The organism is Amycolatopsis sp. NPDC051903 (assembly GCF_044452505.1).
Classification (GTDB): Bacteria; Actinomycetota; Actinomycetes; order Mycobacteriales; family Pseudonocardiaceae; genus Amycolatopsis.
Genome location: NZ_JBITBT010000052.1, coordinates 45210 through 61052, shown reverse-complemented (window position 1 = coordinate 61052; position 15843 = coordinate 45210). Strand labels below are relative to the sequence as shown.

12 protein-coding genes and 1 pseudogene are annotated in these 15843 nt (G+C 72.0%); 3 read left to right on the top strand and 10 right to left on the bottom strand.

What is annotated here, in order from left to right; translation table 11 throughout:
* Window positions 1-133 precede the first annotated feature (133 nt).
* From ACIA77_RS47890 to ACIA77_RS47875, 4 genes are all read right to left on the bottom strand, one after another.
* Window positions 134-394, bottom strand: a complete 261-nt coding sequence (locus ACIA77_RS47890; RefSeq protein WP_395892874.1) for a PLD nuclease N-terminal domain-containing protein — start codon at window positions 392-394, stop codon at window positions 134-136.
* A gap of 108 nt (window positions 395-502) precedes the next feature.
* The gene (locus tag ACIA77_RS47885; protein WP_395892873.1) at window positions 503-1708 is read right to left on the bottom strand and encodes an MFS transporter; all 1206 of its coding nucleotides are present in this window, start codon (window positions 1706-1708) and stop codon (window positions 503-505) included.
* A 66-nt stretch (window positions 1709-1774) separates the two neighbouring features.
* Window positions 1775-2893, bottom strand: coding sequence for an FAD-dependent oxidoreductase (locus ACIA77_RS47880; protein WP_395892872.1), 1119 nt, complete (start codon window positions 2891-2893; stop codon window positions 1775-1777).
* A 12-nt stretch (window positions 2894-2905) separates the two neighbouring features.
* Complete coding sequence (locus tag ACIA77_RS47875) at window positions 2906-3562, bottom strand: TetR/AcrR family transcriptional regulator (protein WP_395892871.1); 657 nt, start codon at window positions 3560-3562, stop codon at window positions 2906-2908.
* Between the two features lie 108 nt (window positions 3563-3670).
* On the opposite strand from ACIA77_RS47875, the gene ACIA77_RS47870 reads away from it, so the two are divergent.
* Window positions 3671-4429, top strand: coding sequence for a DeoR/GlpR family DNA-binding transcription regulator (locus ACIA77_RS47870; RefSeq protein WP_395892870.1), 759 nt, complete (start codon window positions 3671-3673; stop codon window positions 4427-4429).
* Window positions 4430-4884: 455 nt separating this feature from the next.
* Here ACIA77_RS47870 and ACIA77_RS47865 read toward each other — a convergent pair.
* From ACIA77_RS47865 to ACIA77_RS47855, 3 genes and pseudogenes are all read right to left on the bottom strand, one after another.
* Window positions 4885-5786: pseudogene (locus ACIA77_RS47865) on the bottom strand (IS110 family transposase); the annotation flags it as partial.
* 1366 nt (window positions 5787-7152) lie between these two features.
* Window positions 7153-10509: a TM0106 family RecB-like putative nuclease gene (locus ACIA77_RS47860; RefSeq protein WP_395892869.1), complete on the bottom strand. Its 3357-nt coding sequence runs from the start codon at window positions 10507-10509 to the stop codon at window positions 7153-7155.
* A gap of 69 nt (window positions 10510-10578) precedes the next feature.
* The gene (locus ACIA77_RS47855) at window positions 10579-10920 is read right to left on the bottom strand and encodes a VOC family protein (RefSeq protein ID WP_395892868.1); all 342 of its coding nucleotides are present in this window, start codon (window positions 10918-10920) and stop codon (window positions 10579-10581) included.
* Between the two features lie 63 nt (window positions 10921-10983).
* On the opposite strand from ACIA77_RS47855, the gene ACIA77_RS47850 reads away from it, so the two are divergent.
* The gene (locus tag ACIA77_RS47850; RefSeq protein ID WP_395892867.1) at window positions 10984-11922 is read left to right on the top strand and encodes an RNA polymerase subunit sigma-70; all 939 of its coding nucleotides are present in this window, start codon (window positions 10984-10986) and stop codon (window positions 11920-11922) included.
* Window position 11923: 1 nt separating this feature from the next.
* Here the strand turns inward: ACIA77_RS47850 and ACIA77_RS47845 are convergent, their stop codons facing one another.
* The 3 genes from ACIA77_RS47845 to ACIA77_RS47835 form a co-directional block, all read right to left on the bottom strand.
* Complete coding sequence (locus ACIA77_RS47845) at window positions 11924-12829, bottom strand: ribonuclease Z (RefSeq protein WP_395892866.1); 906 nt, start codon at window positions 12827-12829, stop codon at window positions 11924-11926.
* A 128-nt stretch (window positions 12830-12957) separates the two neighbouring features.
* Window positions 12958-14064 (bottom strand): NAD-dependent epimerase/dehydratase family protein, encoded by a 1107-nt coding sequence (locus ACIA77_RS47840; RefSeq protein ID WP_395892865.1) that lies wholly within the window; start codon window positions 14062-14064, stop codon window positions 12958-12960.
* Window positions 14061-15029 (bottom strand): ScbA/BarX family gamma-butyrolactone biosynthesis protein, encoded by a 969-nt coding sequence (locus ACIA77_RS47835; protein WP_395892864.1) that lies wholly within the window; start codon window positions 15027-15029, stop codon window positions 14061-14063. The genes ACIA77_RS47840 and ACIA77_RS47835 overlap by 4 nt, the downstream gene beginning before the upstream one ends.
* 179 nt (window positions 15030-15208) lie before the next feature.
* Between ACIA77_RS47835 and ACIA77_RS47830 the strand changes: the two genes are divergently transcribed.
* On the top strand, window positions 15209-15841 hold the full coding sequence (locus tag ACIA77_RS47830; protein WP_395892863.1) for a ScbR family autoregulator-binding transcription factor: 633 nt from the start codon (window positions 15209-15211) through the stop codon (window positions 15839-15841).
* Window positions 15842-15843: the final 2 nt, after the last annotated feature.

Genomic DNA, 15843 nt, shown 5'->3' with positions numbered 1-15843 from the left:
ACCTGTCGGTGGTGGCAATGGTAAAACGGCCCTACAGGGCAACCGCTTTAACCCCGTGATTGCCCTTGATGGGGTTTTGCGGGGGGGGGGGGCGGGGCACGCTGCCCGTCCGCCACCTCTTTCCACTGTGGACTCAGCGATAAGCGCCGGCCTCGGCGCTGCGGCGGCCGACGATGAACCACAGCAGCGGCCCCAGGAACGGCGCGCAGAAGGCGAACACGACCCAGACGAACTTCATGCCGCCGGTGAGCGGGCTGCCGAGGATGCTGATGAGGGCGGCGAGGAAGAAGATCGCGGGAAGCAGGATCACCACGCCGATCCCGATGGCCACGGCGATGCTGGCACCGTCGGCGGTGTGCTGGCTGGCGGCGGCCAACGCGGTGGGGAAGTTCATCGGTCCTCGCTCCCTGGTTCGGTTCGGTCCACTTCGGACGCGATGAGCACAGTATGGGGAGGACCGGCCACAGCGTGGATCGGCACGACGGCTCGTCCGGCGTACACCTTAAGTAGTAGCCACCGCGGCAGAAGGATGAGCCACGAGCTCCAGCAGGCGCACCGCGAGGCCCGCCAGCGCGTTCACCACAGCCAGCACCAGCCACGGCAACCAGTACCGAACCTCGAACAACGACGTGAAGAACGCCGGCGCCACCAGCCCCGCCACGGTGAACGAATACTGGTACACCGCGAGGTAGCGGCCCCGCGCCCCGGTCGGCGACAGCTCCTCGGCCAGAGCGGTGGAGACGGGCGCGTGGACCGCCTCGGCGGCGGAGAACAGCACCGTCGCGACCAGGAGAACCGGCAGCACCCACCCGGGCTGCCCCGGCACCAGCAGCGCGAACAGCCCGCACCACGCCGCCCACATCCCCGCCGCGGCGGTCAGCACGCGCGTCCGCCGGAACGGCGCCGCCAGCCGCACCGCCGGCGCCCGCAGCAGCGTGATGAACACGGTGTTGCCGACCAGCACCACGGGCGCCAGCCACGCCGGCCCGCCGAGCCCCACGGTCGCGAACACCGGCAGCCCGAGGGCCAGCATCATGCTGCTCAGCGCGAACACCGTGTTCAGCCCCGTGAGCGCGAGGAACGGCCGAGCGCCGAGCAGGCCGCGGTAACCGCCGTGGTCGTCGGCGGTTACCCGCCTCGGCGCCCGCACCCGGGCCGCGATCGCGGCCCCGGCGCCCAGGAAGCACACCGCGGAGCCGACGGCGAGCGTCCGGTAGGCCGCCGGGGTGTCGATGCCGACCACGGCGGCCGTGATGAGCCCGCCGACGCCGAGGCCGGCCGTGCGGGTCGTCGCGACCCAGCCGAACCACTCGTCCTTGGTCCGGCGGGCGTCGCTGCCGTCGGCGAGATCGGCGACCGCGGTGAAAACGCAAGACCAGAAGAACCGCACCCCGACCGCGACCAGCGCCGACACGAGGAAGATGCCGACCGGCCCGGTCACCACGGTGAACAGCAGAAACCCGGCTCCTTGCGCGAGCTGTGCTCCCACGACCAGGGTCAGCGGCCCCGTTCGGTCGGCCAGGCGACCGGCCAGCAGCGGCACCGGGAGCGTGACGGCCGTGGCCAGGCTGAGCAGCACACCGATCAGCGCCAGGGGCACGCTGGTGAGCTTCGCGAAGAACAGGACCGAAAGCGGTTGGAACAGCCCCGTGCCCACCGAATCGACGACCAGGGCGGAAAGCAGGACAACCGAGCCGCGGCTGCGCACCAGACCACTCCCCCGGACCGACGAGCCGCCGAGCGTAGTGCCGGCCCAGTGGTCCAGTCCACGGAATTAGTGACCTTGGAACACCGCGAGCAGGCCTTCCGGCGCGTCGGCTCGGAACGCGGCGTCGAGGTTGTCCGCGGAACCTCGGGCGGCTTCCTCGCTTCGGGTGAACATCGTGGCTTCGTACTTGCCCAAAGCGCTTTCGACGTCACCGTCGCAAGCCGCCAGCGCGAGCGCGAGGTCGGCGCCGTCGATCATCGCCAGGTTGGCGCCCTCACCGGCGAAGGGTGACATGACGTGCGCCGCGTCGCCGACCAGGGTCACGCCGGGCACGCGACCCCAGGAGTGGTCCACGGGCAGGGCGTGGATGGCGCGGGGCACCAGCTCACCGTCGGCTTCGGTGACCAGCGCCGTCAGTTCCGGAGCCCAGCCCTCGAAGCGGGCCAGCAGTTCCTCCTCGACGGCGCGGGCCGACGAAAGGTCGACACCGGCGGCCCAGGTCTCGGCCACGGTGAGGGCGACGTAGACGTGGAGGCTGCCGTCGGGCTCACGATGGGCGAGGAAGCCCTTTTCCGGGCCCAGCGCCATGAACATCCCGCCGCCGATCAGGGCCGCGCACGCGGGGTGGCGCTCGTCGGCGTCGCACAGGTCGAGTTCGACGAACGAGATCCCGGTGTACGCGGGCACTTCCGGTGACAGCAGCGAGCGCACGCGCGACCAGGCGCCGTCCGCGCCGACGAGGACGTCGGTGCCGAGCGTCGAGCCGTCCGCCAGCTCGACCTCGTGGCGGCCGCCGCCCAGCGGCCGCGCGGACACGACCTTCGCGCCCCAGCGGACCGTGCCCTCGGGCAACGACGAGAGCAGCAGCTCCCGCAGCTCACCCCGCTCGACTTCGGGTCGTGAGCCGGTGCCGTCGTCCTCTTCGGACAGTCGAACGGTGCCGTGCCGGTCCAGCACGCGGAGTGCTTCACCGCCGGGGTGCACGAGGTCGAGGAACCGGTCGCGGAGGCCGGCGGCTCGCAGGGCGGCCTGGCCGGATTCTTCGTGGATGTCCAGCATGCCGCCCTGGGCGCGCGCGGCCGGCGACGCGTCGAGGTCGAGCACGGTGGCGTGGATCCCGTTGTGGTGCAGGACCGAAGCGAGCGTCAGCCCGCCCAGTCCAGCGCCGATGATGGTGGTGTTCACGGTCTTCTCCGTTCAAGGGTTCGGGGTGTGGACGATGCCGGCGATGAGTGCGCGGAACGCCCAGGACAAGCGCTCTTCGGGAGCGCCGGACACGAGCTCGGCCCTGGCCGCGGCGAGGTGCGGGTGCGTGTCCGGCGACGCGTCGCGCACGGCCGTGAACACGGCCTGCCACTCCTCGTCGGGCCGCTCGTCGGCGTGCTCGGCGGCCGTCGCGGTCGCGTGCTGCAGCAGCAGGTCGACGCCCCAGGCCGCCTGGTCGCGCGGGACGTCGCCCTCGGCGAGGAGCCCGAGCAGCGTGTCCACGAGCCGCAGGTAGTTCTCGCCGCTCGGGCGCGCCACGAGCGCCGACTGCGCGAGCCCGGGGTAGCGGAAGAGCACGGCCGCGTACGACGTGAGCACGGCTTCGAGCCGCTCCGCCCACCCGGTGTTCTTCGTGTCCAGGTCGACCTCGCCGAGCAGCTCGTCGAGCACGGCCGCGTGGAGTGCGGCGGTGTTGCGCACGTACACGTACAGCGACGCCGCACCCGTGTCGAGCTCCTGCGCGAGCCGGCGCATGGTCAGCTTCGCCAGGCCCTCGGCGCGCAGGACCGCGACCGCGGCGTCGATGATCCCGGCGCGGGTGAGGGCCGGCTTGGCGGGACGTTCCCGGCGGCTGCGTGGTGAGGTCATGACTTGAGCTTAACGAACATGTTCGCTGCGAACAAGTTCGTGACGAACATGTTCGTCGACGTGCATGCGCCACAGCGTTTCGAACGAAAGCGCGCTAGGTTCGTCCCCATGCGAGGCAACCCCCGGCACGAACGCATCCTCGAGCGGCTCCGGCGCGACGGGCGCGTCGACGTCGGCGAGCTGGCCCTCGCCCTGGACACGTCCGAGGTGACGATCCGGCGCGACCTGGACGCACTCGCCGAGCAGGGCACGCTGCGCCGCGTGCGCGGCGGCGCGGTGAGCCTGCTGATGCGCGGCGAGGAGCTGCCGTTTTCCTTGCGTGAAGTCGAATCGGCCGCCGCGAAGGACCGGATCGCGGCCGTGGTCGGCGGCTTGGTGCGCGACGGCGAGGCGGTGGTCGTCGACAGCGGCACCAGCGGTCTCGCGGTCGCCCGCGCCCTCGCCCCGCGCAGGCTCACCGTGATGCCCCTGTCGCTGCCGAGCGCCACCGTGCTGTCCGCCAGCTCCTCGATCACCCTCCTGCTCCCCGGCGGCACCACCCGCTTCGGCGAGGGCTCGATGGTCGGCCCGATCACGGAGGCCTCCCTCGCCGCCCTTCGCTTCGACACCCTCGTCCTCACCTGCTGCGGCCTCTCCCCCGACGACGGCGTCACCGCCCACGACCTCCAGGACGCGGCGGTCAAACGCGCGGCCCGCCGATCGTCCCGCCGGACGGTGCTGGTGGCCGAAAGCGCGAAGTTCTCCCGCACCGCACTGGCGACCGTGTGCGGCATCGAGGACGTCGACGTGCTGGTGACCGATGGAGAGGCGCCGGACGAGGTGGTGGAGCAGTTCCGTCAGGCTGGGGTGGATGTGCGGGTGGCTTGAGTTCCGCGGACCGGCGTGCGCGGCAGCGGTTGAGTGCCGCATCGGGGCCGTTCGCAAGCGACCTACCGAAAGTCCGGCGCCGCGACGGCCCCACGAGACCACGGTTTGCTCCTCGTGACGCGCCGCCGGCCGTGCGGCCTCTTGAACCGCTTCCCGCGCACAGCTCGCACCCCGAGCCGAAGTCGGGCCAGTCCCCGCCCGATTCGGCAGACCGCTGAGCGCTCGCGACACCGATTGATGCCGATGAGCCATTCCGAACGGCCGTGGCCGCGGCCCTTGGGCGAGCCCAACTGCCGCATGCGCAAGACGGTTGTGTGAGCGCGCCTCCGCGCGGCCGACCCGACGCACATCCGAGCGGAGCCGACGCCGAATCCCGTTCTGGCTCGCTCCGTCCGGCCGGAGACAAGCCCCCACCTTCCCGAGCGGGTGTTCCTACGTGGTTGTCACGCCGCGGCGCCGGGCATCGGGGTCAGGACCCCGGCAAGAGGGTGCGCATCAAGAACCCCCTCAGCCTGGTCAGCGACCTGCTTGCGTTGCTGCACGACGGTTTTCAGGCTGCCCGCCAGCCAAGGCAGGACCGGGTCCGCATCGGCGATGCCCGGAACGACATACGAACCTCACGTCTCCCGCCTCGCCGCCCGCCGCGGCTGGCACGTCGCCTTCGACTACGACGTCCGGCACGGTCTGCTCGCCGAGAGCAGTCATGATCGCCTCGACCGGGTTCTCGCCCGTGCGAGGCGTGTGCGCGGTGCCCGATCGTGATGAGGTTGCGGCACCCGGCGCTGGCGATGCCGGTCGGGCCGCCGCAATGCGACAGGATTTTCGGCACCGCGATATGAGCGATCCTGGGCTTGTAGCTCGCTCGAGGGCGGGATGAATGCCGGAGAGCAAGCCGCGGATGCGGCTGGCGATTCGGGTGGCCTCGCCGGCTAGACCATCACCGAACCCGACCAGCACGTCCAACTCGGCCAGGCGTCGTCGCCGACATCGGCCGGCCGGAGCGTGTGCAGCATGGAGCAGGCCGCGCCGGCGATGATGAACGCATCCCGGGCATCGGTCTTGGCACGGCCCCGGTAGAGATGGGCGATGCGCCGCATGGCCGGCCCGGCAGGCAGGCGACCTGATGACCGGCGGTGCGCGCGACCGCGACCGGCAACGCTGCTCGTCGTGGCCGGCCGGTCGACCGCGCCGAGCAGCGTTCCGTGCCCGCCGAGCTCGTCGACGACGTCGCAGTTTCGGGTCGCTATTGGGCAGCGGCCGTCCTGTAGCCGTTTCCCTTGGGGTCGAGACCGACCGCGTGATGCTCGCCCTTGCCGACATCCAGGCCGAGGAACACCCGAAACCGCTGCTCGTCCACTATGCCGTTCGCTTGCCGTGAGTGGTCACCGCGTTGGGCATCGATGGCCGGCACCCACGTTACGAGACCTATCAGTCAGCGGCCGTGTCGCCAAGCGAGCCTGCATGCCGCGCGGACCGGGGTTCTTTGTGCGCGCCGCTGCACCTCCGACCCAACGCCCTTCCGAGCGAAGCCGGCACCGAATCCCGTTCTGCCCCGCCCCATCCGGCCGGAGACAAGCCCCCGCCCTCCCGAGGGGGGCGTCCCCAGACCCATTCTACCGGCGGCCACCGACGGGAAACGGCGAGCGAGCCCGCAGCCACGAAGCTGTCCACAACTCGCGGGGGCTGTGGACAAACCCCGCCAGACCGCTCACCTGAGATGATCACCAAGCGTCAATGAAACCTTCACCTGGTTCACCGTTTCGTGGACTGATCCTAGATCGACTTCTACCGCTAGTGTCTGCGTCAACCCGCTCCGCCTCGACATTCCCCCGACCGGGCGGCGGGCCAGGCCCCCTGGTAGTCCCCCTTCCGCGCCCAGGGGGCCACATAAAAACTCAAGACGGGTGGAGCGCGAGCCGGAGCTGCGAGGATGAGTGTCCGAAGAGGACTCGGGTGGTTTCGGGGTACAGCGGTGTACCGTCAACTCCGTCAGCGATCACTCACGCAGGCGGTCGCGACCCACGTCACTTCGCGGCGGCGGAACATTCGCGGCCCCGGCGCGTTGTACAGGGTGTCGGTACGGAGGGGTCCCCGGGCCTCACCTCTTGCCTTCCCGGATAGCCGCAAGGCCCCGGGTCGCGCCACTCGCCGAGAGGCGACCCCCGTGCCGGCACCGCTAGCCACCCGTCCCGTCGCCTTGCGCTCCCCCACGCGGCGCGGGGCGGGCGCCAGTGCTCCTGCTCTCGCCCGCCGGACCCCCAGCCGGCGGAGCAGAGAGCGGGAGCACCCTCTTCGACGTCCACTGTGGATCGGCGGAATATCCGCGGCCGGACAGCGTTACAACTGACTGCCGGTGCGGTGGTGTCCCCGGGCTCCACCCATCGCCCTCCCGGACAGCCGCAAGGCCCCGGGTCGCGCCACTCGCCGAGAGGCGACCCTCCGCGCCGGCCGCAAACGACGCCCCTCGAACACCAACCCCCGGACCACCCCGCCCCGCTGCGCCCCGCCCCACGGCAGCGCGGGACGGGCTCATGTGCTGCCTGCTCCTGCCGCCGGACTCCCACTGCCGCGGCGGGAGCGGGCGCATCCAGCCACCACAGGAAGAACTCCCGCTCGCACCCGCCGGCCCCCCATCGGCGCGGCGCGGGCGGGATCGAGTGCCCCCGTTCCCGGACCGCGCGAGCTCCCCCTCCGCAGCGGCGGGAGCGGGGGCACGCCCGCGTTCAGCCCGGCCAGGGCAGCGCGTCCTGCAGCAACCCGAGCATCCCCGACACCAGCCGCATCTGGTCGACGGTGCGGATGTCGGCCTCGAGCAGGTGCGGGGAGCACACGAGCACGGCCACGGACTGCGCCCGCGACAGCGCCACGTTCAGCCGGTTGCGCGACAGCAGGAAGTCCAGCCCGCGCGGGAGGTCCACCGCGGACGACGACGTCATGGTCGTCACCACCACCGGCGCTTCCTGGCCCTGGAACCGGTCGACCGTCCCCACGCGCACGTCGCCGTACCCGGCGTCGGCCAGGGCGCGGGTGACGACGCGGGCCTGGAGGTTGTACGGCGCCACCACGAGGAAGTCCTCGTCGGTCAGCGGGCGGCCCTGCCACGAGCGCCCGTGCAGCGACGAGATCACCGACACGACCTCAGCCGCCTCCTCCACCGACCGCGTCGTGTTCCCCCGGTGGTCGACCTGCGACAGGTACAGACCCGAGGCGAAGCCGTCGATCGAGCGCGATGCCGACGGGTGCGAGTGCAGCAACCCCGCGTACGACAGCCGTGACACCGGCGCGCACACCGCCGGGTGCATCCGCCGCGTCTGGTCCAGGAAGTAGCCCAGCGACGGCGGGATGATGTCGGCGTCGCCGATGAGGTGCCCGAGCGCCGACGCCTCGGCGCCGGCCGGGTGCGTGCCCTGCACGACCTGCGGCAGCTGCTGCGGATCGCCCAGCAGCACCACGTTCTTCGCGCACATCGACACGGCCAGCGCGTCGGCCAGCGCGAACTGGCCCGCCTCGTCGATCACCAGCACGTCGAACGGCTCCGCGCGCACCGCGGCGTTCGCGAACGTCCACGCCGTGCCGCCCACGAGGTGGCCGCCGTCGTGCTCTTCGCGCCAGCGCACCAGCGCGTTGTTGTTCTTCGGCTGCTCCCACGGCGCGGCGGGATCCGGCGTGCGCTTCGCCCGCTTGGCGCACGCCAGCGAAGGCGCGTTGCCCAGCGTGGCCGACAGCACGTTCTCCACGGCCTTGTGGCTGTTCGACGTCACGCCGACCGTCTTGCCCGAGCGCACCAGGTGCGCGATCAGCTTCCCCGCCAGGTACGTCTTCCCCGCGCCCGGCGGACCCTGCACCGCGAGCACCGAACCGTCGAGCGCGTCGACGGCCTCGAGCACCGTCGCGACGAGGTCCTCACCGGGAGCCGGCAACGGGCCGCCGCCGCGCAGTCGCGGCGCCGAGGCGCGCAACAGGTCCACGCCCGGGTGCCGCGGGAGCTCCGGCAGCGTCTCGCCCACCAGCCGCGCGAGGTCCGCGACGGCCTCGTCCTTCGGCGCCGGCCGCACGGGGCTGCCCGGCAGCACCGCGGCGGGGCGGTCGTTCGAGGTCGCGTCGGGCGCGCTGCTCTCCTCCAGCGTCAGCTCGACCGCCGACGACGCCACCACCTTCGCATCCCGCGCGTCCGCGCCGTAGCGCAAGCGCACGTCGTCACCGGGCGCGAAGGGGTGCGGGCGGTCCGGGTCGCACGCGAGCACGAGCGTCCGCTTCGCCGTGCGCAGCCGTCCCGACGGCGGCACCCACTCACCGATCGACATGGACACGGGCACGGCGCACGTCGTGTCCACCTCGAGGTCACCCAGCGGCGCGGCCAGCTGGCGGAAGAACTCCCACCACGCCGGGTTGGTCTCGCGCCGGTGGTAACCGACGGACGCGGCGAGCAGCGCACGGGCCCGGTCGTCCGGCGTGAAGTCCGCCGGGTCGTCGGGCAGGCCCTCGAGCAACGGGTCCACGAGCGCCGCCAGCGCGGCCGCCCGCTCGGCGCGGCGCTCGGCGGCGACGTCCTCCTCGGTCTCGCGCAGCAGAGCGTCCACTTCGGACTCCGGCTCCGGTGTCGCGAGCTCGATGCCCTCTTCTTCGCGCACGCGGTGCAGGAACTCCAGCAGCCGCAACGTGGACACGCAGTCGTACTCGTTGTAGTCGCCGATGCCGCGCAGCACCTCGGCGGCCTGCGCGGGCTCGCCGGCGGCCGTGAGCGTGAGGTAGTCCTCATAGGCCTCGATGCTGGAGACGGCCGTCTTCACGTCACCCTCGCGCGCGGCGGGCATGTAGAGCGGCTCGAGGTACTTGATCGAGTACGACCGCTGCCCGACCCGCAACGCCTTGCGCACCACCGCGTACAGGTCCACCAGCGCACCGGTGCGCAGCAGCGCGTCGACGGCCTCCTCGCGCGTGCCGTGCACGGCGGCGAGCCGTTTGATCGCCGTGACCTCGTACGGCGCGTAGTGGTAGACGTGCGCGCCGGGGTGCTCGGCCAGCCGCGCGACGGCGAAGTCGACGAAGTCCTCGAACGCCTTCTTCTCCTGCGCCCGGTTGTGCGCCCAGAACGGCACGAACTCCCCGTCCGGCGTCACAGCCCCGAACAGGTACTCCAGCCCCGTGCCCGCGAGCGCGTACGGGTCGCCCTCCATGTCGAAGAACACGTCACCCGGGTTCGGCGGCGGCAGCTCGGCCAGCGCCGCGGGATCGATCACCTCGTAGGCGAGCTCGCCCGTTTCGTCCTGGCGCACCTGGATCGCGGCCTGCGCGCGCAACGAGGTGTACGTGCTCGCGGACATGTCGCGCGGCCGGTCGTCCGGACCGGCGGCGGCGAGCTTGTCGATCGTGGCGAGCCCGGCCGTCACGAGCTTGCGCCGCTGGTCGCCGCGCATCCCGGCGACGAGCGACAGGTCGCGGTCCGCTTCCCGCGCCGTCGAGCAGTGCTGCGCGAAGCGGCACGCGGCGCACGCCGGCCGTTCGTCGGCCCACAGCTGCCCGGGCAGCCGCGCCGGCCGGTCGCGCAGCCGCGCGCGCAGGCGGTCGAGCAGCGGCAGGAAGTCGTCGACGCGCAGCGTGCGCGTGGTGCCGTCGCCGAGCAGCAGGTGCATGTTCGGCCCGGCCGGCCACCCGGCGCGGCGCAGCGCCTCGGCGTACGCGCTCAGCTGCACCACGGCCGACGGCTTCGCGTGCCGCGCGAGCTTGGTGTCGTAGACCTCGTAGCGGCCTTCGTCGTCGCGCAGCAGGAAATCGGCACGGCCAGAGAACTCGCCGTCGTGGAACACGGCCTGGTACACGACCGGCGCGCCCGCCCGCAACGCTTCTTCCGTCGCCTTGGCCGCGACGGCCGGGTCGCGTTCGTCGATCTCGACGACCGTGCGTTCGGCTCGCAGCCGGCCGAGCGTCGCTTCTTCGTGCGCCCGGCCGTGTTTCACGGCCAGCTGATCGGGTCCCGAACCGGGCCGCGGCGCGCCGGGCAGCCCCGCCGCCAGCGCCTGGGTGAGGATGCTCCGGTGCTCGCACTCGAGCAGGTCGGCGAGATCGGACGGCGTGTACATCGCAGGCGAGTCTGGCACGGCCGCCGGCGTGCCCCGGCCACCAGGACACCGACACGCCGACGGCCCGCGTCACGCCAGCTGCCGCAACCCGACTGGATTCCCGTCGGGATCGGTGAACACGGCCATGCGGTTCCCGTCGGGCAGGCCGACGGGGTCGAGCGTCCGCTTGCCGCCGAGCTCCTCGGCCTTGTCCAGGGCTTCTTCGAGGCTGGGCACGTCGAAGTACACGACGAGCCCCACGTACGGGCTGTCCGGACCGGCTTGCCCGATGCCGCCGCTGGGCGCGGCGGGCTCGCCGATCAGCGCGTAGGTGCCGTCGATCGCGGTCACGGGCCAGCCGAACAGCTCGCCGTAGAACCGGCGGGCGCGGGCGGCGTCGGGGGTCGAGACGTCGAACCAGACCGGGGTCATGAGTCCTCCTTCGATGGGTCGTTGCACAGAGGAGACTCCGGCGGGGCGGCAGAATCATCGTTCGTGAGCGAACTCGCGGAGCTGGCCCTGGCGCACGCCGGTGACGACGCTGCGTTCACGCGCGCGGTCGAGCCGTTGCGGGGGGAGCTGCACGCGCACTGCTATCGCATGCTCGGCTCGGTCCACGACGCCGACGACGCCCTGCAGGACGCGCTGCTGCGCGCGTGGCGCGGGCTGGCCGGGTTCGAGGGACGCAGCTCACTGCGGTCGTGGCTCTACACGGTCACCACGCGCACGTGCCTGGACCTGGTCGCCGCCCGCGGCCGCCGCGCGCTGCCCGTGGACTTCGGCCCCGCCGGGGACGCGCCCGAGGACGTCCGCTGGCTCGGCCCCTACCCGGACGCCGGACCTGAAGCGCGCTACGAGGAACGCGAGGCCGTGGAGCTGGCGTTCGTCGCCGCGCTGCAGCACCTGCCGGGCAACCAGCGGGCGGCACTGCTGCTGTTCGAGGTGCTCGGCTTCTCGGCCGCGGAGATCGCTTCGGTGATGGACACGAGCACGGCTTCGGTGAACAGCGCCTTGCAGCGCGCCCGCCGGCTGGTGCCTTCGCACGCGCCGGCGGCTCCTGATGCCGACGTCCGCGCGATCGCCACCGCCTTCGCGGACGCGCTCGCCGACGGGGACGCCGACGCGCTCGTGGCGCTGCTGACCGAAGACGTCACCTGGTCCATGCCACCGGCTCCCGAGTGGTACCGCGGTCTGGCCGACGTGCGCGGCTTCGCCGTTCGCGTGCCGCTCACCGCTTGTGGTTCGTGGCGCTACCGCCTCGTCACCGCGAACGCCCAGCCCGCCGTCGCGTTCTACCTCCGCCACGAAGGCGCGGGCCCGTTCACGGCGTTCGGCATCACCGTGCTCACGCTGCGGGACTCGCGGATCGCAGCGCTGACGTCGTTCCTGGGCGCGGAGCACTTCCCGCTGTTCGGGCTGCCGTCTTCGGTGTGACTCACCGGCGGCGCGGCAGCGGGATCACGTCGAAATCCCGGGCCACGACGATCTCCCCGTCGAACTCCCGCGCCGCTTCTTCCCCGAACGCATCGGCTTCTTCGTAGGGGTAGCGCTGCGAGAAGTGGGTCAGCACGAGCTTGCGGGCGCCCGCCTCCGCGGCGATCCGGCCGGCGTCGGCACTGGTGAGGTGGCCGTAGCGGGTGGCGAGATCGGCGTCGGCGGCGCGGAAGGTCGACTCGGCGACGAGCAGGTCCGCGTCCCGCGCGCAGGCGACGGCACCCGCGCACAGCCGGGTGTCCATGACGAACGCGACGACCTGGCCGGGTTTCGGCCGGCTCACGTCCGCGACGTGCACGGTGCGGCCGTCGACCTCCAGCGAACCCTCTTCCTTGAGCCGGCCGATGGCGGGACCGCGAACACCGGCGGCCTCGAGGCGATCGGGGAGCATGCGGATGCCGTCGGGTTCGGTGTACCGGTAGCCGAAGCAGTCGATGCGGTGGTCGAGCGGGAACACCGTCAGCGGCCCGTCGCGCCAGCCCTCGCCGACCGGAGCGGGCACGATCTCCGCCCGCTCGTGGTAGACGGTCGAGTACCGCAGCCGGTCGAAGTACGTCTGGCCGGAGGCGGGGTAGTGGCAGTGCACGGGGTGCGCGACGGTGTCGAGCGACAGGCGCTGCAGCACGCCGGCCAGGCCGAGGCTGTGGTCGCCGTGGAAGTGGGTGACGCAGATGCGGGTGAGTTCGTTGGCCGCCACACCGGCGTGGGCCATCTGGCGCTGCGTGCCCTCACCCGGGTCGAAGAGCAGGCCGTCGGTGTCGAAGCGGAGGAGGTAACCGTTGTGGTTGCGGTGGCGGGTCGGTGTCTGGCTCGCCGAGCCGAGCACGACGAGCTCGCGTCGGGACATGGCGACGATCATTCTCCACCCCGCAACGCCGACGGCCGCCCGGTCGAATTCCGGGCGGCCGTCATGATCGAAATTGCGGTGCGAATTCACGCGGACACGGTCCGCTCAATTCGATCTTCGATATTCCGTTAATGCACCGCCGAAACAGTGCCGAGTGATTCGCGGTACCAGTCCGCGGCGTCGGCCAGGCGCCGGGCGAGGCCCGGTCCCGGCGCAACGCCCGTGGTGGTCCAGACGCGGCCGCTCTCGTACCAGTGGTCGCGCGTGAGCAGCGAAAACTGGTGCTCGCTCAGCCACGGCAGGGCCGCGCGGGTGCGCGCGCGGTGCTCCTCGACCGGCAGGTCCGCCTCGGGGACGGGCTCACCGAGCAGCTCGCACACGGCGGTGACCAGCTGCCGCACGCGAACCGGCCGCGGATCGGCCACGTGGAACACCTCGCCGGGCGCCGCCGGGGTCCGGACCAGCGCGGCGACGACCGTCGCGAGGTCCGTCACCGAGACGACCGACGTGCGCGCGCCGCCACCCGCGGCCCAGGCCGGGACCGCGCGCAGCCACCGCACCAGTGCCGGGACGACGTGCCGGTCGCCCGGCCCGTAGACCAGGTGCGGCCGCAGGACCACACCCCCGGCCGCCCGGACCAGGCGCTCGGCCGCGAGCCGGCTGCGGCTCGTGGCCGAGGCCGGGTCACAGACCAGCGCGGCTCCCGCCGGACCGGCGACCGGATCCGGGGTCGAACCGGATCGACCGGCTCCAGGACCACCGTCCGCACCGGTCCGCCCGCCGGCTGCCGCCGGGCCGGTGTTCGGTGCCGCCCCTGGCTCGAGCACGGATTCCGCCGCACCGCGGTGTTCGCCGTCGCGGTACACCGCGCACGTGCTCAGGTGGAGCACGCGCGTGGTGCCGGCCCGCGCGGCCTCCGCCAGGAGCGCGCGCGTGCCGTCCTCGTTGACGGCCGTGCACAGCTGCGCGTCCCCACCCACCTGCGCCGCGAGGTGCACGAGGGTGGTGGCCCCCGTGCAGGCGCCGCGCAGGCTCGCCGGATCGGTGAGATCGCCGGCGACGACGCGCACGCCCGCGTCCGCCATCCAGCCGGGCACCGGCCGCCGCGCGAGGGCCCGTACCCGCGGACCGAACCCGCGCGCGACGAGCTCACGCACCACCGCCGAGCCGATGAAGCCGGTGGCTCCCGTCACCAGGATGTCCGTCGTACTGACCGCCCCCAGGTCGGCAGTCATGACAGGCGCATCGCCAGCTCGGTCGCCATCACGGTGTCGCCGTTCTGCTCGAAGTCGACCCGCACCAGGCGGGTGCCGTCGTCGGCCGGAGCCAGTTCCTCGGCCCGGATCCGGCACTCGGCGTCGAACTCCACGTAGGAGCGGAACTCGAACTCCGCGCGCAGCGGCAGCGCGTGCGGATCGCCGACGGTGAGCAGCGCCGCCTGGCGTGCGGCCTCGCCCAGCACCATGCCCGGCACGTGGTCCACCGCGTGGTCGAACAGCACGGCGTGGTCCGGGTCGAACTGCAGCACCCAGTGGCCCTGCTGCTCGGTCGCGGCCACCAGCACGTCGTGCGCGTCGTAGCGGCCGACCGTGGCCGGTTCGACGGTCGGCAGCACCGTGACCTGGAACGGAGTCGCCGCGAAGTGCTCGCCGCGGACCCGGCGGTAGACCGCGGAGGACACGCAGCGCCAGCGCTCGGAGCCGGTGCCGATGTGCTCGCCGTCGCGGAACACGTCGAACTCGAACCGCATGCCGCCGACGTTCTTACCGCGGTAGGCGATGTCGTGCGCGCTGATCTGCAGCACCACGTCGACCGGCCGGCAGTCGGTGGCCAGCCCGGCGAAGTCGACGTCGTAGGCCTTGTGATCGGACAGGAAGTTGTACCCGAGCGGCACGCCGTACGCGCGGTGCGCGAGCAGCATCCCGGCCTGCCGGCAGGTCTCGGTGTACAGCATCGGGTCGTGCGAAGCGGGTGTGCGCGGGCCGAAGAAGCCGTGCCGGCGCGGCCACTGCGCACCGACTTCGAAGCGGCCCGGACCCAGGATGTTCAGGTCGGTGACGAAGACTTCCGAGACGGCCGCGCGGTGCACGAGGCTGCGCGGAATGGTCTGCTGGAAGTCGACCGGCCTCTTCGCCGGAGTTTCATCGATCGTTTCGGTGGATGTTGTCCTGGTGGTCTCCTGAAGCAATGTGCCGACCATCGGTCCTCCCAGAAAGTTTTTTTCCCCAGTACTCCCCCGCTCAATTTCTAGCGGAACTGGCGAGCCAAAACCATACCTACCTACCGGTTTTTTTCTCTGGCTCTACGCCGGGCCGGCGGCTACACTGATGACTCGCCCGGTCCGTGCCGGACCCCACTCGTGCAGCGAAGGAGCAAGGTGTGGCGCGCCAGGAACGTGCTGAGCAGACTCGCAGGACCATCCTCACGGCCGCGGCTTCGCGGTTCGACGCGGTGGGCTTCCTCGGCGCGAGCCTGTCCGACATCCTGGCCGAGGCGGGTGTGACCAAGGGCGCGCTCTACTTTCACTTCAAGTCCAAGGAAGACCTCGCCGACGCCCTGATGCAGGAGCAGTTCGGCGTGCTGGACTCGTCACCGTTGCTGGAGAACCCAGGTCTGCAGACGGTGATCGACTGGTGCCACACCCTGGCCACGGGCCTGCAGAACGACGTCCACGTGCGCGCGAGCATCCGGCTCGTGATCGAGCAGGGTTCGTTCGTCACGCCGGCGGCGAGTGCCTACAAGCAGTGGATCGACCTCGTGCACGCGTGCTTGCTGGCCGCGAAGGCAGCCGGCGACGTGCGCAAGGAGGTCAACGCCCACGACCTCGCGCAGCACGTCGTCTCCGCGTTCACCGGAATCCAGCTGAGCTCCCAGGTGCTGACCGGCCGCACCGACCTGCGCGAGCGCGTCACGTTCATGTGGGCAACGCTGCTGCCGTCGATCGCTGCGCCTCGCCGCGTGCAGAAGTTCGACCCGGCGGGCTCACCCGAGGTCGGGAAAACCCCCGCCTGAAG